Raw genomic sequence first — 23,723 nt, 5'->3', positions numbered from 1 at the left:
ACTCTTCTCTAGGCGGTTAAAATCCTTGCTCCAAGGGTAATAATGCCTGCACCTTTGTGCCTTTGCCACGCTGGGACTCTAATGTAAAATCGCCGCCAATTAGTTCGAGCCGTTCTCGCATATTGATCAAGCCAATACCGGAAGACAACACACTCTTCTGAGAAAAACCGCAGCCATCATCCAAGCACTCGAACCCAATGTGTCGATAAGACTGCCAGACATGTAAGGTAATATTTTTGGCTTGGGCATGTTTTTCAATATTAGTTAACGCTTCTTGGGTCAAACGATAGATAGTAATTTCAATTTCATCCGGTATGTTTGATACCACCTCAAAACGATAAGCTACTTTTATTCTGGTACGCTCCATAAATTGATCAACTAGGGTTCTCAGGGCTGTATCTAAGCCTAGATCATCTAATAGAGTCGGTCGTAAATTATGCGAAATTTGACGCACTTCGCTGATGGTTTGATTAATCAAATCCCCCGCTTTGGCCAGTTCCTGATGAATCACTTCTTTTTCATGATCACGTTTTAATTTATTTTCTGCTAATTCAATACGAAACTTACAACTTACCAATAGCTGATTAATACCGTCATGCAACTCTCGAGAAAAACCTCGCCTTTCATTGACTTGCAAACGCATAAAGCGCTGCGCTAACTCTTTTAATCTAGAATCGGCTAATTTATGTTCATGAAGATTAATCGCAAGACCCAGCAATATGACCAGCACAACCGTAACAACAACCACTTCAATCACGGCAAAAAAGCTGCGCTGAATATTGTCATTCATAATGCTTTTTGTTTTAGCAAGCTCGGCGTAAATATCATCTAAATACAAGCCTGTGCCCATCATCCAATCCCAACGATCAATGGCGACCACATAACCTAATTTGTCTTCTTGTTTCATTAGTGGCGGCTTCTCCCAGATATATCGGTGATATCCACCACCCGCTTGAGCCGCACGAATTAAGCCCTGAATCAAATAATTCTCGGTGCGATCCTGAAAGTTCCATAGGTTTTTGCCCACAAAATCTGGCTGTGTTGGGTGGACTAGATTCACGCCGGACATTTCATAAGCAAAAAAATAACCATCGTCCTCATAACTTAATCCGGCCAGAATTTTTTTTACCTGATATTGCGCTTCCGCATCCTCTAATTGATCGTCTTCTAAGATGGGACGAATGGCCGACATAGCAATATTGACATGATTTTTTAAGGCTTGTTTTTTAGCATCGACTAAATTGAACTCGTAAATAGCCAGCTCTTGCTCAGCCAAATCACGGGCGGACTGAAAGCCCAAATAGGTAATAATTGTCGTGGCGACAATTAATGGCGCGACAGCAAGCAAGATAATCTTACTTTTTAATCTCATGGAGAAAGACCTTTTTTATTATTATAAGGTCACCGAATAAAACGGCGCATACGAGAAAAGCGGACTCTTGTCCGCTTTTCTCTATTACATAATAAAAACAGAATTAGTGCATCCCATACCATTCAGGAAAGATCATAATACTGACTAAAACTAAGATCTGGATCAAAATAAACGGCGTTACGCCTTTATAAATATGCATTGTACGCACCGACTTAGGAGCGACGCCTTTTAAATAAAATAAGCTGAACCCGAAAGGAGGCGTTAAAAAAGAGGTCTGCAAATTCATCGCAATCAAGATCGCGAACCACACCATGTTAATCCCTAATGCTTCCGCCACAGGCACCAAGATTGGCACAATAATGAAGGCAATCTCAACAAAGTCGATAAAAAAACCCAACACTAAAATGGCAACCATCGCTAAGATAATAAAGCCCCATTTTTCGCCGGGTAGATTAAGCAACACTTCTTCAACTATTGCATCACCACCGGTATAACTGAAGGCCATCGAGAAGGCCGTTGCCCCCATCAGGATAGCGAACACCATGGCCGTTACTTTGACCGTTTCTAAACCACTGTCATAAAGCATTTTCCAGCTAAATTGACGGTAAAAAAGCGCCAAAATAATAGCACCCACTCCCCCCAACGCAGATGACTCTGTTGGCGTCGCAATACCCGTAAAAATAGATCCCAAAACGATTAATACCAAAGCCAATGGCGGAATAATCGCTTTTAAAGCACTGCGAATTTGTTGGGCGCGAGTCTCACCATCTAGCTCTTGTGGCATAGCAGGCGCTAATTCAGGCTTCAAAAAAGTCAAAATCAAAATGTACACAATATAGCAGCCGATCAGCACCATACCTGGCAGCAACGCCGCTTGAAACAAATCCCCTACTGGAATACGAATAACATCGCCTAGGATGATCAAAATAATCGAAGGAGGAATAATTTGCCCCAGCGTCCCTGATGCGCAAATCGTCCCACATGCTAAAGATTTACTGTAGTTATACTTCAGCATCACAGGTAGAGAGATCAATCCCATGGCCACCACACTGGCCCCCACCACACCGGTAGACGCCGCTAACAAAGCCCCCACTAACACGGTAGATATCGCCAAACCACCACGAACGCCACCAAACAGTTTGCCCATGGCTTCTAGCAGCTGTTCTGCCAATTTGGTTTTTTGCAGCACGATGCCCATGAAAACAAACAAAGGCACCGCCATCATTACGGTATTTTCCATGTAGCTCTGAATGCGAAACGGCATAAAGGCAAACATATCAAAACCTTCCGCAAAAACACCGAAGATTAAAGCGATACCACCAAAGGTAAAGGCGACAGGAAAGCCTAGTAACAGCATGACTAGGGCAACAAAAAACATGATTATTCCAATCATAAATAACCTACAAGCTTAAAATGGTGACAAGAATCAATGTTGAATCGGCGGATGTGAAAAGCCTTCTTCACTGACGCCACGCAGCACATTAATGCAGCGAATAATCATCCCCAAACCACTGATCGCCATAGAAAAAAAGGCAAACGGAATCACCGCTTTAATAATCCAGCGATAAGGTAACCCACCGGATCACCACTGGTTTCACCAAGCGCATAAGCTTCATGAGCAAAGCCTACGCCGTAATAACCAACCAGCAACGCAAAAGGGATAAGAAAAAACACACAACCAAATAAATCAATCCATGCTTTGCCACGGATTGACAAGTTTTCATAAATCAAATCCACACGAACATGGCCGCCATGCTGAATTCCATAGGGAATACCCAACAAAAAAATCGCTGCATACAAATGCCACTCCAACTCTTGCATCCCGATCGATACATTATTGAAGGCATAGCGCATCAAAACGTCATAAAAAACATTAAAAAGTAAGGCGATAAACAACAGGGTTGATAGCACGCCAAGGAAGTTAGAGAAACGAGTAATGCCTCGTTCTAGACCGATCAAAAACATAACAAACTCCTAGCAAGTTCTGCAGAATGTGTATGCTTGTGGCATGTTGCAAAAGTTGCTTCTAGAAAAAAGCATGGCGAAGGGTTCTTATTCGCCATGCTGGGAGGTTTTAGTCCGCTAAACTGTCAATACTGTCTAGGTAGGCACGGTCAGAGATATTGGTCCAAACGCGAACCTTTTTAAGATAAGCCGCTTGAGAATCCAAAATTTCCTTAGCCAACGGGTCTTTAGCTGCCGCTTCTTCAAGCAACTCTTGGTTGGCATTTTTCATTGCCTGTAATACTTCTTTTGGAAAAGTTTTGATTTGCACATCTGGGTATTCTGTTGACATCTTAGACCAGTTCTCAGCACTTTCATGATAAGACTGAATGTACATGTCGTAAGACGCGAGCTTCATAGAAGTACGCAAGATTTCACGAAGATCGTCGGGTAATTTTTTCCAAGAACGTTCGTTAACCAAAAATTGCAGTTCTGTTGCTGGCTCATGCCAACCAGTGTAGTAATAAGGCGCGATTTTATGGAAGCCAAGATCCATGTCCAATGACGGTCCTACCCACTCTAGGGCATCGATGGTGCGACGCTCCAAAGCGGTATAAAGCTCTCCAACCGCAATATTGGTCGGACTAGCACCCAACTTCGCCATGACTTCACCCGCGAAGCCTGGGATACGCATTTTTAAACCTTTAAGGTCGTCAACGCTGTTGATCTCTTTTTGGAACCAGCCGCCCATTTGGTTGCCTGTATTACCACCAGGGAAAGACAGCAAGCCAAACGGTTGATACACCTTCTGCATCAGATCCATACCGCCGCCATAATAGAACCAACCGTACTGCTCAGGCGTGATCATGCCAAATGGCATGGTAGTAAAATACAGGGTATTTGGCACCTTGCCTTTCCAATAGTAAGACGCAGAATGGCCCATGTCGTACTGACCAGAACGCACCATGTCAAACACACCCAAAGGAGCTTTGTGTTTGTTGGCAGAATCAATGGTGATTTTTAAACGGCCGCCAGACATTTCATCCGCAATACGCGCCATGTTTCTTGGTGCATCACCAAAGATAGGGAAATTAGAGGCCCAAGTTTCAGCCATGGTCAGTTTGTATACTTTTTCCGCTGCCAATGCAGGCAAAGAAAAAGCACTAAGTGTTACGGCCGTCGCCGCAACCAGCGTGGTGAGTTTTAAAGATTTCATCAGTTTTATCGTCCTGTGGTCTTATTGTTTTTTTTAAGATCGAGCAGGACAAATAATCACGCGAATGAAAAGTGTAAACAATTCGTAAGAATACCGAATAAGAAAGCGGAAACTACGTAGAAGACTCCGTATTACTACTTAGATGGTTTAAAGCATTCGACAAATCTGACGTCATCAATTGAGCAACATAAGGTTCTATCGCCTCTGCAAAAACCTGATATTGACTCGAGTTGGGATGCAAAAAGTCATTCATTACATCACTGATTAGATGACCGTCTTCATCTAAAAAAACAGAATTTATATCACGAAAAAACACTCTTTTATCATCCGCATAAGTGCAAATAATCTGATTCACTTCGTCATTCAACTTACGAAGCTTTTGCGTTGGTTTCGCGCTACGAGGGAAAATGCCCAAAAGCAATACTTTAGTCTGTGGTAGCTTTTCTGCCAATACAGACAGGATCTGCTTAATACCTAACGCCGTGTCTTCGGCCTTGTCCATGCGATGACCAGAGTTGTTTGTACCGATCAACAATACCAACAGCTTAGGCGCAATATTATCAAGCTCCCCATGGGCAAGTCGCCATAATACATTCTCTGTTTTATCCCCGTTAAAACCCAGATTTAGCGCATTCCTTGGGCGATAATAGACATCCCACGCATCCGCCCCTTCTTTCTCCCAAGCTTGCGTGATGGAATCCCCAAGGAACACTAAATCCACTCGCTCCATGGCATCTTTTTCTGCGAGCTTTTCCTCATGGCGAGGTAACCACCAAAGGGTTTCTTGTGGCATGGCCTTGATAGATAAAGGCTCCGTCGGTAATTGCTTTGCTGCTTTCATCACAAATCACACCCTAAAAAATGCGTTCCTGGAATGGGGTTGTAACTCACCGGATCACAAGGTTCAAAACCCAAGCGGACATACAAACGTCGTGCAGTGTCAAAATCCGCCAAAACATCAAGACACATACGCTGATAACCATGTTGCTTGGCGCATTCCATTAACCTAGTCACCAGCCTCTCACCTAATTGATGGCCGCGCTCGCTAGGACGAACATAAACACGTTTCATTTCACATACCTTCTCGTCTACTCGACGAAAAGCCCCGCAGCCGACGACCTCATTATCTTTCCAGATCAGTAAAACCATCCCCTTAGGATGTGAGTATTTTTCATCTAAAACAGCAAACTCTTGTTCATTTTGCTGATAGTCCAAGCTAACTGGCGCCGACGTAATATACTCACGAAAGATAGCCAATACATTGTCATTGTCTTGTGGAAAATCGGCAGGGCGAATGGTAAACATCTTGTGTCCTTACGTTGAAACTGGATAGGCAAAATAATACCGACAAAACACAATAGAAAACAAAGCTTAATACAATCCTTTAAGCGAGCAGCATACTCCTTTATGATCCCTGCATGCTAAAATGACCTGATTTAAGGGATATCAAACCGTGGGCATGGCACTTTTTTACCTCAAGAAAATCATCGGCATGATGCTGATGCCTATTCCCCTCACTTTACTGGCGATGTTACTAGCGTTTTTCTTGATGAAGAAATGCCCGAAGTTCGCCAAGCTACTTCTATTCTGCGCCATACTTTTATTAGGCTTGACCAGCTGGGCCCGGTGGCGGATAAACTCATCGCTACGGTAGAACATGACTTCCCTGTGTTTGATATTCAACAACCCGTGGATGTTGTTATCGTCCTAGGCAGCGGCCATAAAGACCTCAGCAACACGCCTGAAATTATGCAGCTAGGCAACAGCGCCCTATTTCGCCTCGAAGAAGGTCTGCGCATTTTAAAAGCCAACCCCAACGCGCAATTATTCGTGTCTGGTTACTCCGGAGAAATGACCGAACCTCACGCAGAAATCATGCGCCGAGCAGCCATAGAATTAGGCGTACAACCCAACCGAATTAAAGCCTTCCCTCTCGCCAAAGACACCGAAGAGGAAGCCAAGAGCATGAAACCCTATCTAGATGGAAAACAAGCCGCGCTGGTTACCGAAGCGTCACACCTGAAACGTGCGTCTATCTTCTTCGAAAAAGCCGGCATCAACATCATTCCTGCGCCCGCCCTGTACTTAGGCTCAGAAAAAAGTGACTGGCAAATCGACGCCAATGCCGCCTACAAAAGCCAACGCGCCTTTTACGAATGGCTTGGACGTGGCTGGCAATGGATTAAGGAGTAAGCAATGACATCTAAAGTGACATTTGAAGCGGATAAAATAGATGACCCAATATCTCACGATACTTGGTTAACACAACAAGTTAACACCGCTTTCGATCGTATGGAAAACGGCCTTGCTGTATTTGTGTCGAACGAAGAAGCCAATGCTCAGATGGAAGATTTTAAGGCAAAAGTTCGTGCTAGGAATAAGAACTTATAGTTACACTGCCTTATAAATTAAACCCATAATGGCTGCCATCTGGCAATTCGACATCCACGGTTAGTTTGCCACCAGCGCCTTCTACATAACGCTTTAAAGTAGATAGCTTTACATCTCGGCCTTTGCGTTCCATTCCCGCAATCGTCGGTTGCTTCACGCCCAGCGTTTTTGCCATATCTTCTTGAGTGATTTGCATGCGTTCACGTAACTGGGACAGATGAATGCCAAGTACCATATCCTCTGCTTTTTTACGGGCATTTTTTACTATTTCAGGCTTCTGATCTGAAATTAATTTATCAAGTGTTCTAGCCATTACTCACCTCGACTTTTTAGGTCTAGTAGATGTTTTTCAAATTCTTTATCTGCAACTGGAATCATCTGCTCATAAAATCGCTTATCTTTCCCTGTTTTCTCACCAGCACACAATAAAATACCCGTTCTGCTTGGATTGAAGGCATAGAACGAGCGAATAGGATTCCCCTTACTTTGCGTTCTTAGCTCTTTCATATTACTGAACTTCGAGCCATGCACGGCATCAGCATAAGGCCTAGATAATTGCGGCCCTTTTTGCTGTAGCAAAAGTAGTGTTGCTAACACGTTTTCTTTATCAATATCATCTAAGGCTTCAAACCATTCATCAAACACATCCGTTGTTTCTATACTCCACATAAATTCCCTTTCATACAAAATAATAGCTTATAAACTATATAGCCTTAAAGCTGTATTTTCAATTCAAAAAAACAGCACCCATCAATGAGCACTGCTTTTCGATTACTTCAAGAGTCGAGTCTTTTCGAACTCATCAAACCTGAAATAAGAAGTTTTTGATCAGGTCTTTTCCGCCTTCTGTTGCGAAGGATTCTGGGTGAAATTGAATGCCTTGGATCGGGTATTCTTTGTGACGCACGCCCATCAGCTCAAACTTGCCGCCTTTGTGGATCGTCGCGAGGTCCTTGAAGTCAGCTTGTTTTAACTCACCAACGGACGCGGTGACCTCTAGCACATCAGGGAAGCTTTCTGCTTCGGCAATAAGCGAGTGATAGCGCATCACTTCCAGCTGGTCAGGAATGTCATGAAAAATACCTTCGCTATTGTGAGTGATCGGGCTGGTTTTACCATGCATTGGCAAGGGTGCTTTAACCACTCTACCACCAAATACGTGACAAATACCCTGCATTCCCAAGCAAACACCCAACAATGGAATGGTTTTGCCAAATTCCAAGATTACGTCTGCACACACGCCAAAGTACGCCTTGTCGTCTGGGGAACCTGGCCCTGGGGAGATAATAATGCGATCCGGTGCGGCGGCACGAATGTCATCTAATGTCACTTCATCGTTACGTTTTACGATCACTTCAAACGCGTCGATTTCGCCACGGCTTTTTTCGGTTTCTAATACTTCACCAATAAACTGATACAGGTTGTACGTGAAGGAATCGTAGTTGTCGATAATATACACTTTCATGTCGGCTTCCCTTACGCTTTGTCTTGTGTGTTGGCTGGCGCAAAACTGTCTAACACCCGCTTGGTGCCAGCAAATTTACGTTGGATCTCTTCGTATTCGTCTTCGGCGTTTGAGTCATATACGTTACCGCCACAGGTTTGCACATAGGCTTTGTTGCCCTTGGCAAACACAGTACGAATCGGAATCGCAAACATACAATCGCCATTAAAAGAGAACTGACCCACCGCGCCACCGTAAGGGCCACGGCCATCGTTTTCCAAATCATCGATGATCTTCATCGCTTCGATCTTCGGTGCGCCAGTCAAGGTTCCCGCTGGAAAGTTACTCGCCAATGCCGAAAACATGTCGTGATCTTCCGCCATAATGCCGACGATTTCGCTAGAAATGTGCTGAACATGACTAAAACGCTTAATGTCCATCAAGCTACGTACTTTTACTGTACCGAAGCGCGCCACACGGCCAATATCGTTACGATGCAGATCGACAATCATATTGTGCTCAGCAATTTCTTTCGGATCGTTCAACAAAGCACGGGCCAGTGCCGTGTCTTCCACCGCGTCTTTACCACGCTTCGCCGTCCCTGCTAATGGGAAGGTTTCCATTTCCCCTTGGCGCACTCGGAACAACAATTCTGAGGCTTCGCGCCGATCACCTTTTGCTCACCAAACTTGATGTAATACATTTGCGGCGATGGGTTCACTTCACGCAACTGCTCATACAAATTAATGGTGTCACCTTCCATATCGAACCATTTTTTAAAGCCCACTTCGCACTGGAAGATCTTACCTTCAATGATATCTTGCTTCACCTTAGCCACGGCATTCGCGTGATCCGCCTTGCTCATAGACTCACCTGTCGGCGTGACCACAAATGGGCCGTTTTCTGGCGTTGGCGCAGACATCATTTCTTGTACCAGATCAACGCGATTGTCGTCGTAGTAGAAGTAGAAAACTTCACCTGTCATCTTGTCCAGAATCAGACCGTCTTTGTACAAACCAAAACGGAAGGCATCGAACATCTCGCTCGATTGCAAATCCAAGGTTGGCTCAAAATAGTTCATGCTGTCGTAACCGATATAACCCGTTAAACCACCCGCAAAACCACGCGACAAAATATTCTGCGGCACGATGTCACGCAGCAAATAATACGGATTGTCGGATTCATAAGACTCAGTGCTGCCGTCACGCTCTTGGATAAACAACTGCTTGCCTTCGGCCCAGATCAATTTTTCGGGGTCAAAACCAATGATCGAATGGCGGGAAATAAAGCTCTCTTCACCAAGGGATTCCAACATAAAACAGTGATCGAAACGCTTCTCGACCTTTTTAAACAAGTCAAAAAAATCGCAATCGGAACTGATAGTGACGTACTTAGGCTTACGCGGCAGCGTGATGCGCTGCGGTTTTTTATTGTATGAACTCATATCTCTTTTAATTCCTTCAATGCTCGGGAACCACGGGTCACAGTGGCAATACCCACACCTAATTGTTTCGCAATGTCTCGCTGCGGCACGCCTTCGTCTAACAAGGCAATGATTTTCAAACGACTGACCATTTCACTGATTTCATTCGGTGTCAGCAGCACTTTTAAACGCTTCTCCAACACCAATTCATCGTCTACTTCGGTTAAAAACTGGATTAAGTCCTTCATAGGATTCAACTCTCATAAGAAGGTTTGTATTCATGTACTAGTACGATATAGATTTCAAAGAAGAGAAGCAAGAAAATAAACATGCGATTTTCATCAAATAATTGTATATTCTTTAGTTAGACAGATAGCGTCATTGGGGGATTCTTATGAGTAAACGCTTTTCAAGCATAACAACTCTCGCAGTAAAGAGGGCAGCCTCAGGAGAGATTACTAGCAGTAAGAGAGGCACATACAACCGAGCTATTTCGTTTTATGGGCTTAGTAACCACGCATTAAACAAAACAGGCGCAGAGCCTCAAAGAAGCATGGAAATCTGCATCATCAAGCACAAGAGACATAAAGGCATAGGGATTTGGCTTACAACTATATTTACGACCAGCTTGTAGAAACTGAAGATGATATACATGGAATAATTGCATATTCGGTATACAAACGACAGAAAATTCAGTTTATTAGGGACTTTAAAAGCTCTCATAACAACAATGATCCAACTGAAGAAGATCTCAGACCATTTAACAATATATCTACTTCCACTGCTCAGCTAGAATTTTATCGTAGTGAAGCGACAGTCCTAACACAAAACTTTCTTGAGAATGTCTTAATAGCAGACCTTGAGGAGCGTGAAGCCCTTTTTTCGGCAAAAGTTCATACTGAACTTGCAAACGTTCAGCCTAGAAAGTGGTATCTTGATATTTTAATTGGGGCTTCTGGATCACTATTGTTTGTGATGCTAACGGGAGTTCTTTACTTTGCGGTATGGTCTTTATCAACATCACCCAAAATGGTGATAGAACAAATGTTCGATGTAACAATAATACCAACCGATACATCTAAGTAAAAATCATTACTGCATAGTGGTTATGACCCTTTTCAAAGAATTCAAATCTTCTCTAGAAGAAGCGGTAGAAATCCACCAAGGCCGTAAAGCAGCCTCTCGTATTACTCGCTTTGAGATCGCTGATGTAAAGTCTATTCGTGATAGTCTGCAAGTATCTCAGGCTGAATTTGCCAAAGCCCTTGGCACCAGCGTGGATACAATAAAAAGCTGGGAAAGCAGACGCCGTAACCCAACAGGTTTGGTGACTAAAGTGCTAGCAACCATTCAAGACAATCCAAATTTTTATAAAGAGCTATCGGTTCATTAAAATGATCACAAAATTTTTCCGCGTTGAAATTTATCCTGAATATCGAGAAGAATCTGAAGCTAAATTCCGCAGCTTATCTGTCGGTGCCCTTGAGACTCAAGAAGGTTGTGAGTCTATCGAAATTGGTTTTCCTGTTGAGTCAAATCCCAATGAGTGCTCAATGATTTCCAGTGTGGCAGAGTAAAGGCAAGCTGATCGAGTTCTTAGGAGAAGGCTGGCATAAAGCATTTATCCCAGATTGCATGGAACATTACGCCAAGCAATATTCTGTGCATCATTATGAGATCTAAAAAGGTCTCACGGTATTATTTTTCCGCAGTTTAGGCTTCTAAACATGACAAAAAATGTGCGCCCTTTTTAACCAAGATTAATAATAGAAGCCTCTAATAAACTAGGTTATTTGGGATCTGCATACTGGCTAAGAGAATCAACATGAGACACAAACCAACGCTATCATTGACTTCTAAACAGCAAGCTTAAACAAGCAAAAAAGGCGATAACTTTGTCGAAAGCATGCGTTTAGAGGGTTGTTCAGTCGATAAGTCCTTACTGTCTTTCAGTGCATCAGAAAGAAAAGCAAAGAAAGAAAAGCAAAGAAATAAGAAATCTTAGAAAAGTATTCCGCATCAAAAAAATAGCAAGTAGATCGTTTTAAAACGTGCTCCAATCAACACTTTGCCGTATCCAGCCTGCATTTTGACTTTTATCGCCGCCGTTTTAACCTAAGCGAAAATACTATCTTGCCTTCATTGCCATGACATTCTAACGTCGTGTTGTATCTCTCATTCAGGAATAAAACAATGACATTCATCAGAGCCAAAGACTTCACTGCCGATCGTGCTTGGGGCGCGTTGGACATTGCCAATATGAACGGGGTCACAACGCGTTTGCATTGGACGGATAAGCCTTATAAATGGCACATCAATGATGGTGAAGAAGTGTTTGTGGTATTAGATGGCGAGGTGCATATGCATTATCGAGTCGATGGCAAAGAACATATTCAGTTGATGACGGTAGGTGATATTTTCTACGCGGCCATTGGCACAGAACACGTTGCGCATCCTATTAGTGAGGCGCGCATATTGGTGATTGAGAAAGAAGGCAGTGTGTAATGAAAAACGCTTTATCTATATTCCAAAAAAGTTTATTTAAAGACATTGTAATAACTAAATCTTTTAAGTAACCTCACTCTTAATGAAATATTAAGCTTCCCAGATGAGGTCACTATGAAATCTAAGCCACGCTTTTTAAAATCTATCATTGGTACATTATTGCTGAGTGGCGCCGTACAAGCGTCAGCGGCAGATCAGACCATTCTGAACACGTCTTACGACATCGCTCGTGAATTGTTCGCTGCTTACAACCCAACCTTTGAGCAACATTGGTTAGAGAAAACCGGTAAAACGATTGAGATAAAACAGTCTCATGCAGGCTCTTCAAAACAAGCCAACGCCATCATGAACGGTTTGTCTGCCGATGTGGCGACTTTTAACCAAGTCACTGATGTACAAATTTTACATGACAAAGGAAACTTGATTCCTGCAGATTGGAAAGAGCAATTCCCTAACGCAAGTTCGCCTTACTACTCAACGATTGCTTTTCTTGTGCGCAAAGGTAACCCTAAAAACATTCAAAACTGGGGGGATTTAGCGGCAAAAGATGTGGCGTTAGTGTTCCCAAACCCTAAAACTTCTGGCAATGGTCGTTATACCTTTCTAGCGGCTCAGGGTTATGCTCAAAAAACCTTCGGCAAAGAAAACGAAGCGAAAATAGACGATTTCCTCAGCACTTTCCTGAAAAACGTCTCCGTGTTTGACACTGGCGGCCGCGGCGCAACCACCACTTTCGTTGAGCGAGGCATTGGTGATGTGTTGATTACATTCGAATCTGAAGTAAACAATATTCGCAACCAGTACGGCGCAGACAACTACGAAGTGGTTGTACCAAAAACGTCTATCTTGGCGGAATTCCCAGTAGCGGTCGTTGAGAAAAACGTGAAAAAGAATGGTACTGAAGAGGTTTCTCGTGAGTACCTAAGCTACTTATACAGCGAAGCATCTCAGCGTTTGTTAGCGGGTTTTAACTACCGTGTACACAATGATGTCGTGAAAAAAGAGTTCGCCGACACCTTTCCTGAAGTGGATTTGCTAACCGTCGAAAATATTGCCGGTGGCTGGCCTAAAGCAACTAAAGACATCTTTGCAAATGGTGGTAAACTAGACCAACTTCAGCGTCGCTAATATCAGAAGAGATAACAAACTAGCCGGATACGCTCGCGTGTCCGGCTTTTCTGTCTCTGGATCTACTAGCGCCTTCATTACCACATTGTTAATGAGACCATAAGACATGGCAACACATTTAAGCGCGGCCGACACGCGACCTCGTCACAAACGCGTCTTACCCGGACTGAGTTTAAGTTTAGGCACTTCTCTGCTGTTCATTAGTTTGATTCTTCTCTTGCCAATGGCAGGGCTTGTAATGCAGTCTGTCGATATGGGCTGGGATCGATATTGGCAAGTCATCACTGACGAACGCGTGGTAGCCAGTTATAAAGTGACCCTGTGGGCCGCCGCCTTAGCGTCTATTTTTAATGGTTTTTTTGGCCTCTTACTCGCTTGGGTGTTAGTCCGTTATGACTTCCCAGGACGCCGTATTTTGGATGCTCTAGTTGACCTACCTTTTGCGTTACCAACCGCGGTGGCGGGTATCACATTAGCCACCTTGTACTCTCAAAATGGCTGGTACGGCGACATACTTGAAGGTATCGGCATCAAGATCGCCTACACACCTTGGGGTATTGTGCTTGCCATGGCCTTTACCAGTATTCCTTTTGTGGTTCGAACCGTTCAGCCAGTTCTAGAAGAATTATCCCCAGAAGAGGAAGAAGCAGGAATGACGTTAGGCGCGTCCGATTGGTCGGTGTTTCGTCGTGTGATTTTCCCTGCTTTATGGCCGGCTTTAATGACGGGGATCGCCCTGTCTTTTACGCGCAGCTTAGGCGAATTCGGTGCGGTCATTTTTATTGCTGGTAACATGCCGTATGTCAGTGAAATTACGTCTTTAATGATTTTCGTCAGTTTACAAGAGTTCGACTTCCCAGCAGCCAGCGCCATTGCATCTGTTGTACTGATGGCGTCGTTGATTCTCTTGTTCGCCATTAATATCTGGCAGGCGCGTTATTTACGTCGCCTTCATGGACGCAGTTAGGAAAAAATTATGTCATCTACAAAAAACACCTCTAGCCAACTGAGAGTCGGCGATAATCCTTGGGTAAAATGGTTGTTGATTGGTTTAACGCTGTTGCTAACCGCCATATTATTGGTGGTGCCGTTAATCAGTATTTTTCAACAAGCCTTTATGGAAGGTGCTGCGCATTATTTTAGCAGCTTGCTTGAAGCCGATACCTTACACGCCATCGGTTTAACACTACTGGTTGCCGCTCTTACGGTTCCCATTAACTTAGTCTTTGGTGTCATGCTGGCATGGGCTGTGACCCGTTTTGAATTCCCTGGTCGTAAACTGCTCATGACCTTGATGGATATTCCCTTTGCGGTGTCCCCTGTGGTCGCGGGTCTGCTTTATCTTTTGTTGTATGGCAACAACGGCTGGATTGGTTCTTGGCTTTACGACCATGATATTCAGCTGATGTTTGCGTGGCCAGGTATTGTTATGGTGACTATTTTTGTCACCTGTCCTTTTGTGGCCCGCGAATTGATCCCTTTAATGCAACAACAAGGTCGAGAAGACGAAGAAGCGGCAGTGATTCTGGGCGCTTCTGGCTGGCAGTTATTCCGCCGCGTCACGTTACCGAATATTAAATGGGCGCTGATTTATGGCGTTATCCTGACCAATGCTCGTGCCGTGGGTGAATTTGGCGCGGTATCCGTCGTATCAGGTAATATTCGTGGCGAAACCAATACCTTACCTTTATTAGTGCAAGCACAGTACGAGGACTATCAAGCCGCCGCGGCCTTTGCCAGCGCGTCCCTACTGGCCTTACTTGCTTTACTCACCTTGCTGCTTAAAGCCTTCATCGAATGGCGTCTGGAACGCAGTATGAAACTTGAATCCGATAAAGAGAAAAAGACAACAGCATGAGCATCCTTATTGAAAACATCTCCAAAAAATTTGGCCACTTTCAAGCCTTGTCCCCTTTGTCATTGGATATCAACGAAGGTGAAATGATCGGTTTGCTAGGGCCATCTGGTTCTGGAAAAACCACGCTTTTACGCATTATCGCTGGACTCGAAGGTGCCGACACGGGTCGCATTCAATTTGGTGATCGAGATGTGACCGACTTGCACGTGCGTGACCGCCGTGTGGGATTTGTGTTTCAAAACTACGCCTTGTTCCGCCACATGACAGTGGCTGACAACGTAGCATTTGGCTTAGAAGTCTTACCCCGTAAAGAGCGACCAAGTGCAACTGAAATCCAAAAACGCGTCCAACATTTGTTGGAAATGGTTCAGCTTGAGCACCTTGCAAGCCGTTTTCCGTCACAGCTTTCTGGTGGTCAAAAACAACGTATTGCCTTGGCACGTGCTTTAGCGACGCAACCAGAAGTCTTGCTGCTAGACGAACCTTTTGGTGCCTTAGATGCCAAAGTACGCAAAGAACTGCGTCGTTGGTTGCGCGGCTTACATGATGAGCTTGGATTCACCAGCGTATTTGTGACCCATGACCAAGAGGAAGCGTTAGAATTATCAGACCGCGTTGTGGTGATGAGCAACGGACACATTGAACAAATCGACCAACCGGGCGCCCTCTACGCCTCACCAAACAGCCGATTCGTCTTCGACTTCCTTGGTAACGCCAATGTCTTTGAAGGCAAAGTCGCAAACGGCAAATGGCATAACCAACAAGCCAGTATTGTCTTGCCACACTCTGTTATTGAACAAGAAAGCGCAGAACAGAAAGACGGTCAACTGTATATTCGCTCCCATGAGTTCTTTGTCTCAAAAGAACCCACAGCGCAAGCCAACTTGCCATTACGCTTGATTGCCATCAACCCAATTGGTGCCGAAGTTCGCCTCGAACTCACTCCGATTGATTGGCAAAGCAACGACGTTTGGGAAATCGACCTACCTCACAAAGCGTTTGACAAAAACTGCTTCGAAAAAGGCCAAACCTTATACGTCTCCCCAAAAGCCGCTTACTTTTTCGCCCATGACGCGCAACAACCAGTGCTATTGAATTGGGAAGCAAGCAAAGCTTAATTCGCCGTAACCACAAGAGCAGCAGACGATGATACAAGCCGTGATTTTTGACATGGATGGATTACTGATTGATTCCGAGCCTTTTTGGAAGCAAGCGGAATACGATGTATTTTCGTCGGTTGGGGTTGAAGTGACGACGGATTTGACCAAGGTGACAGCGGCCATGACAACGAGGGAAGTAACCGAATTTTGGTACGCGAAACAGCCTTGGCTTGGTGCGTCTCTTGAGGACGTCGAAAATCGTGTCGTCGAGCGAGTCAAATACTTGATCGAAACGCAAGGGAAAGCTATGCAGGGCGTTCATGATGTACTCAACTCACTACAACAAGCCAAGGTAAAAATTGGCCTTGCCACCAATTCTCCAAAAGACATCATTCCTAGCGTATTACACCGTCTTAATATTGCTGACTATTTTATGGCTTACAGCTCAGCTGACAAAGTAAATCGAGGCAAACCTGCTCCTGATGTTTACCAACTAACACTGAAAAAGCTTGGCACTGAAGCTCATCAGTGCATTGCGTTTGAGGATTCACTTGGCGGTATAAAAGCCGCCTTGGCCGCTGGTATTAAAGCCATTGCCGTACCGCATGCAAACGAATTTGATCATGACAAGTTTGATCTCGCACCGCACAAACTCAGAAGCTTATCCGAGTTCAATCATCACATAGGCAATGCGCTTTTGAGTCAGCCCTAAAGCCTCATTAAGCTTTTTATATGACAAAACGCAGCGCGGCCTAGGGCGTCTATGTTGTAACCGCCTTCTAATACCGACACCACTTTCCCACCACAGTGACGATCTGCTACTTCCATCAAACGATCGGTAATCCAAGTAAAGTCTGACTCGCTTAATCTTAGTTGTCCCATCGGGTCTTCTTTATGAGCGTCAAACCCCGCTGAAATCATAATGAGCTGAGGTTTAAATGCTTCAAGTGCGGGCAGTAATTGCTCACTAATGATGGTTTGAAAAGCCTCACTACCAGACCCAGCCGCCAAAGGCATATGGAGAATATTATCGTAAGAAGCCCCCGGATCGCTGTAGGGATAAAACGGGTGTTGATAGCTGGACGCATAAAGTACTGTCGGATCGGCTTTAAAAATATCCTCTGTACCATTGCCGTGATGTACATCAAAATCAATAATCGCCACACGCGCCAAACCATAGCGATTAATGGCATGGCGAGCACCAACAGCAATATTGTTAAACAAACAAAAACCCATGGCTTTATCGTATTCTGCGTGGTGCCCTGGTGGACGAATGGCACAAAACGCATTGTCCATTTCTCCAGTCATGACCAAATCAACCGCTTTCACAACAGACCCTGCCGCAAACAGGGCCGCATCCAAAGTATGAGGCATCATGATGGTTTCAGGCTCTAATTCGACATGGCCTTCTGCTGGCGCGCGCGCAAAAATAGAATCCACGTACGCAGTATCATGCGTGGCAATCAGTTGATCGCGGGTCGCCGGATCCGCTTCTATACGACGGATAAAGTCCATCAACTGCCCCATGATCAAGCGATTTTGAATCGCACCAAGCCGCAGAGGCGACTCTGGGTGATCTTCTCCCATATCGTGCCGATCGCAATAAGTGTGTGTGATGTAAGCCGTTGTCATTGGAAGTCTCTGGATTATTATTTTTTGCGATTATTTGCTCTCACTGTGCCTTATATCAAGCCACAAAAACATCAAAACAGTCTATCCTACCATGGTCTACCATTCATACAGATGAAGACTGTGCTACTGTCATAATACGTTTATTGAGTTTCTGGAGAAGACCAAGTGAGCCAACATGCTTTGCAATCCCTACTCGCCCCAAGATCCATGGTCGTGCTCACGGGCGAGAATGGACACGATCCGCTCATGCTGGCGCTATTACAATCTCTTGAGAACACACACAAAACTTGTCCTGTTAGCCTAGTCGGTGTCAAGCCAGACTTCCCATTCAGCTTTGATCATTTTACGGCGCTTAGCGCATTAAATACCTGTCCAGATCTCGCCGTATTAGCAGGCACTTATCCGAACACAGCGATGGAAAATATCATTGCGGATTGCGGTGCAGCAGGCATTCACTCACTCTTAATGCTGTCTTGGACAGAAGAAAATGCAGACAAGCTGATACCCGCGTTGCGTCAACACAATGTACGCTTGCTTGGCCCGAATAGCTTTGGCATTTGTCGCCCCAAACAAGGCGTGTTCGCTTGGCTTGGCTTAACACAACCCCTCACCGGCAAGTTAGCACTGATGTCACAATCAGGTACGGTTGCCAGTGCCTTAGTGGATTGGGCCACGTGGCAAGGTATTGGCTTTTCCCAAGTGGTGTCCATGGGTACCCCAGTTGATGTGATGCCATCACAAGTGTTGGATTATTTATCCAACGATTTCGACAGTCAGGCAATCTTGATGTATCTGCAAAAAATTGGTCGCCCAACACGCTTTCTCAGTAGTTTACACGCCACTGGGCGAAGCAAACCCGTTGCCGTTGTCACTGAACATTCCGTCGGTGCCGATGAGCGAGTACTCGACGCCGCGCTCAGTCGGACAGGGGCAGTACGGGGTCGACGTTTGAATGATTTAATCGCCGCCGCGTCGGTGATGACCAATGCCCGCCGAATCAAAGAAGGTTCGCTATTAATTATCGGTAACGGCGCAGGACCGGGTGAACTTGCCGCCCAACGAGCAATGGAATTGGGCATTGATCTACTGACGCCAGCAGACGAACTACACGACACATTAGAAGCCACTATGGCGGGTCGTGGTGGCATTGGCCCTGGTGACTACGGTTTGGGCAAGTTGTGCAACGGATCTGTTTATCGATCTTGCTGCGAATGCCTTACAAAGTGATGAGTGTGGTGCGGTATTACTGACACTCAGCCCAACCGCACTGATCGACATTGATTCCCTCTACGACCTCATCATTAAATTGCATCGAACACAGAAAAAACTCGTCATGGTCTGTTTGCTTGGCGGTGGCGGGATGACCAACATGCGCACACGCATTAATGAAGCAGGCATTCCAACGTTTAGAACCCCCGAAACCGCCATTGAAGGCTTTCAGTTCTTAGTACAGTTCCAGCGCAACCAATTGCTCGCAAAACAGTCCCCCGATAGCCATGCGTTTCGCTTTAAAATCGACGTCTCCGAGGCAACAAAAACTCTCAACCACTTGTTTAAAAAAGGGGAAAAAACACCTCATGCGGACGCATTACGAGACATTTTTGAACTGTTTCATATTCGCCTAATTACTCGTCGTCAAGCGTCGAATCAGTTGTCTGCCCCTATTCATTTACGCGTTTTTCAAGATAACGTATTTGGCCCCGCCATTGGTTTGTCGTTAGAAGGCGCCCAACAACACAAACAAGCCGAAGCTGTCGCCTTGCCGCCGCTTAATACCATTTTGGCAAAAGACTTAATACAGCGCGCCTTTCCTGGCGAAGAATCCTTTGAGCTAGAAAGCCTACTGCGCAACTTATCCACCATGGTGTGTGAATTGCCCGAAATCGAAAGCTTAGAGGCTCGCCGATGTGCGACTTCACGACAGTGGCAGTGTTTACGCTGACGTGACGGCCAACCTTCGTCTTTGTAAAAATTGGCGTCGATATGAACATCTTGCGATTCACCCTTACCCAAGACAATGGGTATCGGAGCGAGTATTGAAAAACGATGAGATCGCTACTGTTAGGCCAGTTTTACCCAGAGATTCTGGTATCTTGGCCGATTTTGTCCGCAGCATGTCCCATGAAACACGCTATTTTCGTTTTATCTCCAACATCGAGGAATTGACTCCTCGCATGCTCGCCAGCCTTTCCCACATCGACTATGACCGAGAAATGGCTTTGCTCGCAGTGATTCAACGGGACGGACAAGATTTACTCATTGGCACAGCACGATATATAGATAACTTTGATGATCAAAGTTGCGAGTTTGCAGTGGTATTAGGGGACGCATTCCAAGGCTTAGGCTTGGCGTCGTATCTCATGCGACGACTCATGCAAGTCGCCGCGGATAAGGGGATTCGAGTGATGAAGGGCATCGTCCTTGCCGAAAACAAACGCATGATCGACTTTTGCAAGCACTTAGGCTTTACAATCCAACGCGACCCAGACGATTTCGGTCAAATCATTGCCAGCATTAAACTGACGCCCGCCCTACTAGAAAAATGTCAGGCGTCGTCTTAAGGTAATACTTCAATCTCCACCTCAATCACACCTAGGTTCGTATTAGCAATACGCTGAAAAGCCGATTTGCTCAGATCAATAATCCGGCCACGGACAAAGGGCCCACGGTCATTGACTCGCACCACAACACTTTTACCATTATCAACATTCGTCACTTTGACTTTAGAACCAAACGGCAAACGCTTATGGGCGGCCGTCATGGCTTTTTGATCAAATGGCTCTCCGCTTGCGGTTTTACGCCCTTGGTACTTCATAGCGTAATAACTGGCTTTACCGCTTTCTTCGAATCCTACTGAATCGGAACGACTGATTGGGCCACTTGCACACGCGGTCAACACAAGAGACAAGATTACCCAACACAAGGTACTGATTATTCGCATCGTTTTATCGTTTCCTTTAAGCCACTTTGATGTTTACACACCATGATAACAGATAGCTCTCCCCAACAAACTCAAACTGGATAAAACCTTGGTCAGCGTCTTGTCAGATTTTTGCGCTATGTTTCTTTTCATCCTTTTGATGCACCAACATAAATTCAGAGTATGGTTAACATCACCAGAGATACCAATAATGCCAGCATATTTAAGGTATGCTTTGCGCCATTAAAAACCACGATTTTTTTGATTTATACACATGGCTTCATCTTTTTTATCACTTATCACCACCCCTTCTCGCTGGACGACACCGTGGCGACTCACGGTATTGCTCGTTGCCTCGTTTGTGTTGGTGGTGATATTCGAACTCTTTCGGCTACCGGCTGCATTACTGCTTGGCCCCATGATTACCGCCATTATTTTAGCCACCAGCGGTGCAGGGATGAAACTACCGAAACCCATGTTTTTAATGGCGCAAGGCGTTTTAGGGATGATGATTGCAAACAGTTTACCATTAACTGTCTTCGCAAAAATTGCTCAAGAATGGCCACTGTTTCTCATCGGTACGGTTTCGACGATTGTCGCGTCTAGCTTTTTAGGCTGGCTGTTGAGTAGAACTGGTTTGTTGCCTGGTACCACAGCCATTTGGGTGCTCGTCTCCTGGTGCCGCATCGGCAATGACCATCATGTCGGAATCCTATGGCGCAGATATGCGACTGGTCGCCTTTATGCAGTATTTGCGCGTGGCCTGTTGCGCCATTGCTGCCACGGTCGTCGCCAGCGTGTTTCATGTGGATAATTTGGCTATCGAACCCGTAGATTGGCTAGGCGTGTCATCATGGCCGGCCTTTGGCACCACCTTAGCTATTATTCTAGCAGCCTGCATGGCTGGTGTGATATTACGCTTACCCAGTGGTCCCATGTTGATTGCGTTAACGGTTGGCTTAGTCATTAAGTTTACTGGCATTATGCCCATTGTGTTGCCTAATTGGTGCTTGGCCATCAGTTTTGCGGTGTTAGGCTGGTCAATCGGCTTTCGCTTTACTCGACAAGCCTTGCAACACGCATGGCATGTGTTTCCACATGTATTAGGCGCCATCATTGCGCTCATTGCGATCAATGCTTGCTTGGCCATGCTGTTGATTACTTTTGCAGATATCGATCCTCTCACCGCGTTTTTAGCCACCAGTCCAGTGCGGGGCCGACTCTGTTGCCATTATTGCCGCCTCCACCAATGCGGATGTTTCTTCTGTTATGGCCATGCAAGTAGCGCGTTTTTTATTGGTACTCATTGCTGGTCCTATGCTCGCCCGCTGGCTTTCAAGCCATAAAACCGCCTAAAACGAAAAAACCACCCGCAGGTGGTTTTTAAAATAACGATTGAACACTAACTGGCCTGTTCCAGATTTTCTGGGCCAAATGAAAAAGGCAATAATTCATTCATAGTGAGTGATTTCCTCACGCCTTCTGCACCACAAATATGGATTTTAGTATCCACAGAAGAGAACTCACGAATCTTTTGGCGACAGCCACCACAGGGAGTCACCAAACCATCGCCTTTGCCAATGACGTAAATATCTTGAATGTGTGTTTCGCCATCAAGCACCATGGCCGCAATCGCGCCCGCTTCTGCGCAAGTGCCTTCTGGGTAAGCCGCATTCTCAACATTACAACCAGAATAAAACTTACCTGTCTTGGTTAAAATCGCCGCACCAACTGGAAAGCATGAATAAGGCACATACGCCTTACTCATGGCATTTTTCGCCAACTCCAACAAGGTTTCGTTGTATTTTACAGTCGACATATCAAGCCCGCTCTTTCACATAAGGTCGACCAATTGCCTTGAGACTCTATGGCTTTGCCAATGAAACCAGCAAGCAACAAGACAGTTAACACATAAGGCAAGACTTCAATGGCTTGGACTGGCACTTGACCAATACCTGGAATCTCAACACCTTGCATACGCACAGCAACCGCGTCTAAGAAACCAAACAATAAACACGCAAGCAATACTGGGACGGGACGCCATTTACCGAAAATCAGCGCAGCTAAGGCCATATAACCTTTACCCGCACTCATGTCTTTCAAGAAACCTGCGTTATGGGCCGTCGACAAATAAGCCCCAGCAAGGCCACATAAAATGCCGCATACAATCAACGCACGATAGCGAATGAAGGCCACGGAAATGCCCGCTGTATCCACCGCATGTGGGTTTTCTCCCACGGCTCGCAATCTCAAACCGAAACGGGTCTTATAAATCACCCAATAAGTCACAGGCACCATAACAAAGGCCAAGTAAACTAAGATGTTATGACCACTGAGCAGATTCGAATAAATCGCCCCAATCACAGGCACATCTTGCAAAACCTCGGCGAATGGGAAAGTAATATCCAAGAAACGCGCATCCCCAGCCAAGGCGGGAGTTTGCCCCCCATACCAAACCAATACATAGACAAGGTCACCGTTAGACCTGCCACAATGGTATTAATTGCCACACCCGACACAATGTGATCACCACGATGTGTAATACAAGCAAAGCCATGAATCATTGCCAAGGAAACCGATGCCAATATACCAAAGCACAAACCAATCCATGCAGAGCCAAACACCGCAGCGCCTGCAGCGGCAGCAAACGCACTGCCAAGAATTTTACCTTCCAAGCCAATGTCTACAATGCCCGCACGCTCTGAATACAATCCCGCTAACGCTGCCAAAATCAGCGGTGTAGAGACACGCATCGTCGCGTCTAACATGAGTATCAATGTTTCAAACATA

General features: G+C 45.3%; 29 protein-coding genes and 3 pseudogenes. 17 read left to right on the top strand and 15 right to left on the bottom strand.

The features are described 5' to 3' along the window. Positions 1 to 16 precede the first annotated feature (16 nt). The 6 genes from ONZ52_RS18635 to ONZ52_RS18610 form a co-directional block, all read right to left on the bottom strand. Positions 17 to 1,372 carry a cache domain-containing protein gene (locus tag ONZ52_RS18635; protein WP_265220160.1) on the bottom strand — a complete coding sequence of 452 codons (1,356 nt, stop codon included), beginning with the start codon at positions 1,370 to 1,372 and terminating at the stop codon, positions 17 to 19. 103 nt (positions 1,373 to 1,475) lie between these two features. Continuing rightward, complete coding sequence (locus ONZ52_RS18630; protein ID WP_265220159.1) at positions 1,476 to 2,765, bottom strand: TRAP transporter large permease; 1,290 nt, start codon at positions 2,763 to 2,765, stop codon at positions 1,476 to 1,478. Between the two features lie 149 nt (positions 2,766 to 2,914). Then, complete coding sequence (locus ONZ52_RS18625; RefSeq protein WP_321160372.1) at positions 2,915 to 3,337, bottom strand: TRAP transporter small permease subunit; 423 nt, start codon at positions 3,335 to 3,337, stop codon at positions 2,915 to 2,917. Between the two features lie 109 nt (positions 3,338 to 3,446). Then, positions 3,447 to 4,532: a TRAP transporter substrate-binding protein gene (locus ONZ52_RS18620; protein ID WP_265220158.1), complete on the bottom strand. Its 1,086-nt coding sequence runs from the start codon at positions 4,530 to 4,532 to the stop codon at positions 3,447 to 3,449. Positions 4,533 to 4,644: 112 nt separating this feature from the next. After that, positions 4,645 to 5,373 carry a GDSL-type esterase/lipase family protein gene (locus ONZ52_RS18615; protein ID WP_265220325.1) on the bottom strand — a complete coding sequence of 243 codons (729 nt, stop codon included), beginning with the start codon at positions 5,371 to 5,373 and terminating at the stop codon, positions 4,645 to 4,647. Next, the gene (locus ONZ52_RS18610; protein WP_265220157.1) at positions 5,373 to 5,837 is read right to left on the bottom strand and encodes a GNAT family N-acetyltransferase; all 465 of its coding nucleotides are present in this window, start codon (positions 5,835 to 5,837) and stop codon (positions 5,373 to 5,375) included. The genes ONZ52_RS18615 and ONZ52_RS18610 overlap by 1 nt, the downstream gene beginning before the upstream one ends. Before the next feature lie 321 nt (positions 5,838 to 6,158). Here ONZ52_RS18610 and ONZ52_RS18605 point away from each other — a divergent pair, with 321 nt between their 5' ends. Together ONZ52_RS18605 and ONZ52_RS18600 are read left to right on the top strand one after the other, a co-directional pair. Next, complete coding sequence (locus ONZ52_RS18605) at positions 6,159 to 6,725, top strand: ElyC/SanA/YdcF family protein (protein ID WP_265220156.1); 567 nt, start codon at positions 6,159 to 6,161, stop codon at positions 6,723 to 6,725. Positions 6,726 to 6,728: 3 nt separating this feature from the next. Beyond that, positions 6,729 to 6,923, top strand: coding sequence for a hypothetical protein (locus tag ONZ52_RS18600; RefSeq protein ID WP_265220155.1), 195 nt, complete (start codon positions 6,729 to 6,731; stop codon positions 6,921 to 6,923). A 10-nt stretch (positions 6,924 to 6,933) separates the two neighbouring features. Here the strand turns inward: ONZ52_RS18600 and ONZ52_RS18595 are convergent, their stop codons facing one another. The 5 genes and pseudogenes from ONZ52_RS18595 to ONZ52_RS18575 form a co-directional block, all read right to left on the bottom strand. Continuing rightward, the gene (locus tag ONZ52_RS18595) at positions 6,934 to 7,236 is read right to left on the bottom strand and encodes a helix-turn-helix domain-containing protein (RefSeq protein WP_265220154.1); all 303 of its coding nucleotides are present in this window, start codon (positions 7,234 to 7,236) and stop codon (positions 6,934 to 6,936) included. Then, positions 7,236 to 7,592: a type II toxin-antitoxin system RelE/ParE family toxin gene (locus ONZ52_RS18590; RefSeq protein WP_265220153.1), complete on the bottom strand. Its 357-nt coding sequence runs from the start codon at positions 7,590 to 7,592 to the stop codon at positions 7,236 to 7,238. Before ONZ52_RS18590 ends, ONZ52_RS18595 begins: the two co-directional genes overlap by 1 nt. 133 nt (positions 7,593 to 7,725) lie before the next feature. Beyond that, complete coding sequence (locus tag ONZ52_RS18585) at positions 7,726 to 8,388, bottom strand: anthranilate synthase component II (RefSeq protein ID WP_111608549.1); 663 nt, start codon at positions 8,386 to 8,388, stop codon at positions 7,726 to 7,728. Positions 8,389 to 8,399: 11 nt separating this feature from the next. Further along, positions 8,400 to 9,811: pseudogene (locus ONZ52_RS18580) on the bottom strand (anthranilate synthase component I family protein). Beyond that, positions 9,808 to 10,038 (bottom strand): Trp family transcriptional regulator, encoded by a 231-nt coding sequence (locus ONZ52_RS18575; protein WP_111637504.1) that lies wholly within the window; start codon positions 10,036 to 10,038, stop codon positions 9,808 to 9,810. Before ONZ52_RS18575 ends, ONZ52_RS18580 begins: the two are co-directional and overlap by 4 nt. A gap of 352 nt (positions 10,039 to 10,390) precedes the next feature. Here ONZ52_RS18575 and ONZ52_RS18570 point away from each other — a divergent pair, with 352 nt between their 5' ends. From ONZ52_RS18570 to hxpB, 9 genes are all read left to right on the top strand, one after another. Next, complete coding sequence (locus ONZ52_RS18570) at positions 10,391 to 10,876, top strand: hypothetical protein (protein WP_265220152.1); 486 nt, start codon at positions 10,391 to 10,393, stop codon at positions 10,874 to 10,876. 22 nt (positions 10,877 to 10,898) lie between these two features. Then, positions 10,899 to 11,183, top strand: a complete 285-nt coding sequence (gene nadS / locus ONZ52_RS18565) for a NadS family protein (RefSeq protein ID WP_265220151.1) — start codon at positions 10,899 to 10,901, stop codon at positions 11,181 to 11,183. Position 11,184: 1 nt separating this feature from the next. Further along, positions 11,185 to 11,367 (top strand): hypothetical protein, encoded by a 183-nt coding sequence (locus ONZ52_RS18560; RefSeq protein ID WP_265220149.1) that lies wholly within the window; start codon positions 11,185 to 11,187, stop codon positions 11,365 to 11,367. Between the two features lie 616 nt (positions 11,368 to 11,983). Then, a complete protein-coding gene (locus tag ONZ52_RS18555) occupies positions 11,984 to 12,295 on the top strand; it encodes a cupin domain-containing protein (RefSeq protein ID WP_265220147.1) in 312 nt (103 codons plus the stop codon). Positions 12,296 to 12,409: 114 nt separating this feature from the next. Then, positions 12,410 to 13,423: a thiosulfate ABC transporter substrate-binding protein CysP gene (gene cysP, locus ONZ52_RS18550; RefSeq protein WP_265220146.1), complete on the top strand. Its 1,014-nt coding sequence runs from the start codon at positions 12,410 to 12,412 to the stop codon at positions 13,421 to 13,423. A gap of 106 nt (positions 13,424 to 13,529) precedes the next feature. Beyond that, positions 13,530 to 14,390 (top strand): sulfate/thiosulfate ABC transporter permease CysT, encoded by an 861-nt coding sequence (gene cysT, locus ONZ52_RS18545; protein WP_265220145.1) that lies wholly within the window; start codon positions 13,530 to 13,532, stop codon positions 14,388 to 14,390. A gap of 9 nt (positions 14,391 to 14,399) precedes the next feature. After that, positions 14,400 to 15,281 carry a sulfate ABC transporter permease subunit CysW gene (gene cysW / locus ONZ52_RS18540; RefSeq protein WP_111608541.1) on the top strand — a complete coding sequence of 294 codons (882 nt, stop codon included), beginning with the start codon at positions 14,400 to 14,402 and terminating at the stop codon, positions 15,279 to 15,281. Then, the gene (locus tag ONZ52_RS18535) at positions 15,278 to 16,399 is read left to right on the top strand and encodes a sulfate/molybdate ABC transporter ATP-binding protein (protein WP_265220144.1); all 1,122 of its coding nucleotides are present in this window, start codon (positions 15,278 to 15,280) and stop codon (positions 16,397 to 16,399) included. Before cysW ends, ONZ52_RS18535 begins: the two co-directional genes overlap by 4 nt. Before the next feature lie 28 nt (positions 16,400 to 16,427). Further along, positions 16,428 to 17,093, top strand: a complete 666-nt coding sequence (gene hxpB, locus ONZ52_RS18530) for a hexitol phosphatase HxpB (RefSeq protein WP_265220143.1) — start codon at positions 16,428 to 16,430, stop codon at positions 17,091 to 17,093. On the opposite strand, the gene ONZ52_RS18525 is transcribed toward hxpB, so the two are convergent. Beyond that, positions 17,090 to 18,013: a histone deacetylase family protein gene (locus ONZ52_RS18525; protein ID WP_265220142.1), complete on the bottom strand. Its 924-nt coding sequence runs from the start codon at positions 18,011 to 18,013 to the stop codon at positions 17,090 to 17,092. The two genes, hxpB and ONZ52_RS18525, sit on opposite strands and share 4 nt — an antisense overlap. A gap of 165 nt (positions 18,014 to 18,178) precedes the next feature. Between ONZ52_RS18525 and ONZ52_RS18520 the strand changes: the two genes are divergently transcribed. The 3 genes from ONZ52_RS18520 to ONZ52_RS18510 are packed head-to-tail and all read left to right on the top strand — an operon-like array spanning position 18,179 to position 20,574. After that, a complete protein-coding gene (locus ONZ52_RS18520) occupies positions 18,179 to 19,240 on the top strand; it encodes a hypothetical protein (RefSeq protein ID WP_265220141.1) in 1,062 nt (353 codons plus the stop codon). Continuing rightward, positions 19,155 to 19,955, top strand: coding sequence for an acetate--CoA ligase family protein (locus tag ONZ52_RS18515; RefSeq protein WP_265220140.1), 801 nt, complete (start codon positions 19,155 to 19,157; stop codon positions 19,953 to 19,955). The genes ONZ52_RS18520 and ONZ52_RS18515 overlap by 86 nt, the downstream gene beginning before the upstream one ends. Beyond that, positions 19,921 to 20,574 carry a GNAT family N-acetyltransferase gene (locus tag ONZ52_RS18510; protein WP_265220139.1) on the top strand — a complete coding sequence of 218 codons (654 nt, stop codon included), beginning with the start codon at positions 19,921 to 19,923 and terminating at the stop codon, positions 20,572 to 20,574. The genes ONZ52_RS18515 and ONZ52_RS18510 overlap by 35 nt, the downstream gene beginning before the upstream one ends. On the opposite strand, the gene ONZ52_RS18505 is transcribed toward ONZ52_RS18510, so the two are convergent. Then, a complete protein-coding gene (locus ONZ52_RS18505) occupies positions 20,571 to 20,954 on the bottom strand; it encodes a septal ring lytic transglycosylase RlpA family protein (protein WP_265220138.1) in 384 nt (127 codons plus the stop codon). The genes ONZ52_RS18510 and ONZ52_RS18505 overlap by 4 nt on opposite strands. 253 nt (positions 20,955 to 21,207) lie before the next feature. Between ONZ52_RS18505 and ONZ52_RS18500 the strand changes: the two genes are divergently transcribed. The 3 genes and pseudogenes from ONZ52_RS18500 (at position 21,208) to ONZ52_RS25470 (ending at position 22,289) form a co-directional block, all read left to right on the top strand. Next, a complete protein-coding gene (locus tag ONZ52_RS18500) occupies positions 21,208 to 21,747 on the top strand; it encodes an AbrB family transcriptional regulator (protein ID WP_265220137.1) in 540 nt (179 codons plus the stop codon). Continuing rightward, positions 21,635 to 22,081: pseudogene (locus tag ONZ52_RS18495) on the top strand (AbrB family transcriptional regulator); the annotation flags it as partial. The gene ONZ52_RS18500 and the pseudogene ONZ52_RS18495, both read left to right, overlap by 113 nt. A 121-nt stretch (positions 22,082 to 22,202) precedes the next feature. Continuing rightward, on the top strand, positions 22,203 to 22,289 hold the full coding sequence (locus ONZ52_RS25470) for a hypothetical protein (protein WP_428981189.1): 87 nt from the start codon (positions 22,203 to 22,205) through the stop codon (positions 22,287 to 22,289). A gap of 46 nt (positions 22,290 to 22,335) precedes the next feature. On the opposite strand, the gene cdd is transcribed toward ONZ52_RS25470, so the two are convergent. Together cdd and ONZ52_RS18485 are read right to left on the bottom strand one after the other, a co-directional pair. Next, entirely contained in the window at positions 22,336 to 22,752 is a 417-nt protein-coding gene (gene cdd, locus ONZ52_RS18490) for a cytidine deaminase (protein ID WP_265220135.1), read from the bottom strand. 1 nt (position 22,753) lies between these two features. Continuing rightward, positions 22,754 to 23,722 (bottom strand): annotated as a pseudogene (locus ONZ52_RS18485) (ABC transporter permease). Between the last annotated feature and the right edge of the window lies 1 nt (position 23,723).

It is taken from the genome of Marinomonas rhodophyticola, assembly GCF_026113935.1.
Taxonomy (GTDB): domain Bacteria; phylum Pseudomonadota; class Gammaproteobacteria; order Pseudomonadales; family Marinomonadaceae; genus Marinomonas; species Marinomonas rhodophyticola.
Note: the sequence above shows the minus strand (reverse complement) of the source record. Positions and strands in the feature narration are given on the sequence as shown.

Bases quoted from the DNA above. Each gene is read 5' to 3' on its own strand.
- ONZ52_RS18535 (WP_265220144.1), top strand. From the start codon at position 15,278: ATGAGCATCCTTATTGAAAACATCTCCAAAAAATTTGGCCACTTTCAA.
- ONZ52_RS18620 (WP_265220158.1), bottom strand. From the start codon at position 4,532: ATGAAATCTTTAAAACTCACCACGCTGGTTGCGGCGACGGCCGTAACA.
- nadS (WP_265220151.1), top strand. From the start codon at position 10,899: ATGACCCTTTTCAAAGAATTCAAATCTTCTCTAGAAGAAGCGGTAGAA.
- ONZ52_RS25470 (WP_428981189.1), top strand. From the start codon at position 22,203: ATGGCCATGCAAGTAGCGCGTTTTTTATTGGTACTCATTGCTGGTCCT.
- cysP (WP_265220146.1), top strand. From the start codon at position 12,410: ATGAAATCTAAGCCACGCTTTTTAAAATCTATCATTGGTACATTATTG.
- ONZ52_RS18600 (WP_265220155.1), top strand. From the start codon at position 6,729: ATGACATCTAAAGTGACATTTGAAGCGGATAAAATAGATGACCCAATA.
- ONZ52_RS18595 (WP_265220154.1), bottom strand. From the start codon at position 7,236: ATGGCTAGAACACTTGATAAATTAATTTCAGATCAGAAGCCTGAAATA.
- ONZ52_RS18590 (WP_265220153.1), bottom strand. From the start codon at position 7,592: ATGTGGAGTATAGAAACAACGGATGTGTTTGATGAATGGTTTGAAGCC.
- cysW (WP_111608541.1), top strand. From the start codon at position 14,400: ATGTCATCTACAAAAAACACCTCTAGCCAACTGAGAGTCGGCGATAAT.
- ONZ52_RS18555 (WP_265220147.1), top strand. From the start codon at position 11,984: ATGACATTCATCAGAGCCAAAGACTTCACTGCCGATCGTGCTTGGGGC.
- cdd (WP_265220135.1), bottom strand. From the start codon at position 22,752: ATGTCGACTGTAAAATACAACGAAACCTTGTTGGAGTTGGCGAAAAAT.
- ONZ52_RS18625 (WP_321160372.1), bottom strand. From the start codon at position 3,337: ATGTTTTTGATCGGTCTAGAACGAGGCATTACTCGTTTCTCTAACTTC.
- ONZ52_RS18635 (WP_265220160.1), bottom strand. From the start codon at position 1,372: ATGAGATTAAAAAGTAAGATTATCTTGCTTGCTGTCGCGCCATTAATT.
- ONZ52_RS18500 (WP_265220137.1), top strand. From the start codon at position 21,208: ATGGCTTCATCTTTTTTATCACTTATCACCACCCCTTCTCGCTGGACG.
- ONZ52_RS18585 (WP_111608549.1), bottom strand. From the start codon at position 8,388: ATGAAAGTGTATATTATCGACAACTACGATTCCTTCACGTACAACCTG.
- hxpB (WP_265220143.1), top strand. From the start codon at position 16,428: ATGATACAAGCCGTGATTTTTGACATGGATGGATTACTGATTGATTCC.
- ONZ52_RS18575 (WP_111637504.1), bottom strand. From the start codon at position 10,038: ATGAAGGACTTAATCCAGTTTTTAACCGAAGTAGACGATGAATTGGTG.
- ONZ52_RS18525 (WP_265220142.1), bottom strand. From the start codon at position 18,013: ATGACAACGGCTTACATCACACACACTTATTGCGATCGGCACGATATG.
- ONZ52_RS18615 (WP_265220325.1), bottom strand. From the start codon at position 5,373: ATGAAAGCAGCAAAGCAATTACCGACGGAGCCTTTATCTATCAAGGCC.
- ONZ52_RS18560 (WP_265220149.1), top strand. From the start codon at position 11,185: ATGATCACAAAATTTTTCCGCGTTGAAATTTATCCTGAATATCGAGAA.
- cysT (WP_265220145.1), top strand. From the start codon at position 13,530: ATGGCAACACATTTAAGCGCGGCCGACACGCGACCTCGTCACAAACGC.
- ONZ52_RS18630 (WP_265220159.1), bottom strand. From the start codon at position 2,765: ATGATTGGAATAATCATGTTTTTTGTTGCCCTAGTCATGCTGTTACTA.
- ONZ52_RS18610 (WP_265220157.1), bottom strand. From the start codon at position 5,837: ATGTTTACCATTCGCCCTGCCGATTTTCCACAAGACAATGACAATGTA.
- ONZ52_RS18505 (WP_265220138.1), bottom strand. From the start codon at position 20,954: ATGCGAATAATCAGTACCTTGTGTTGGGTAATCTTGTCTCTTGTGTTG.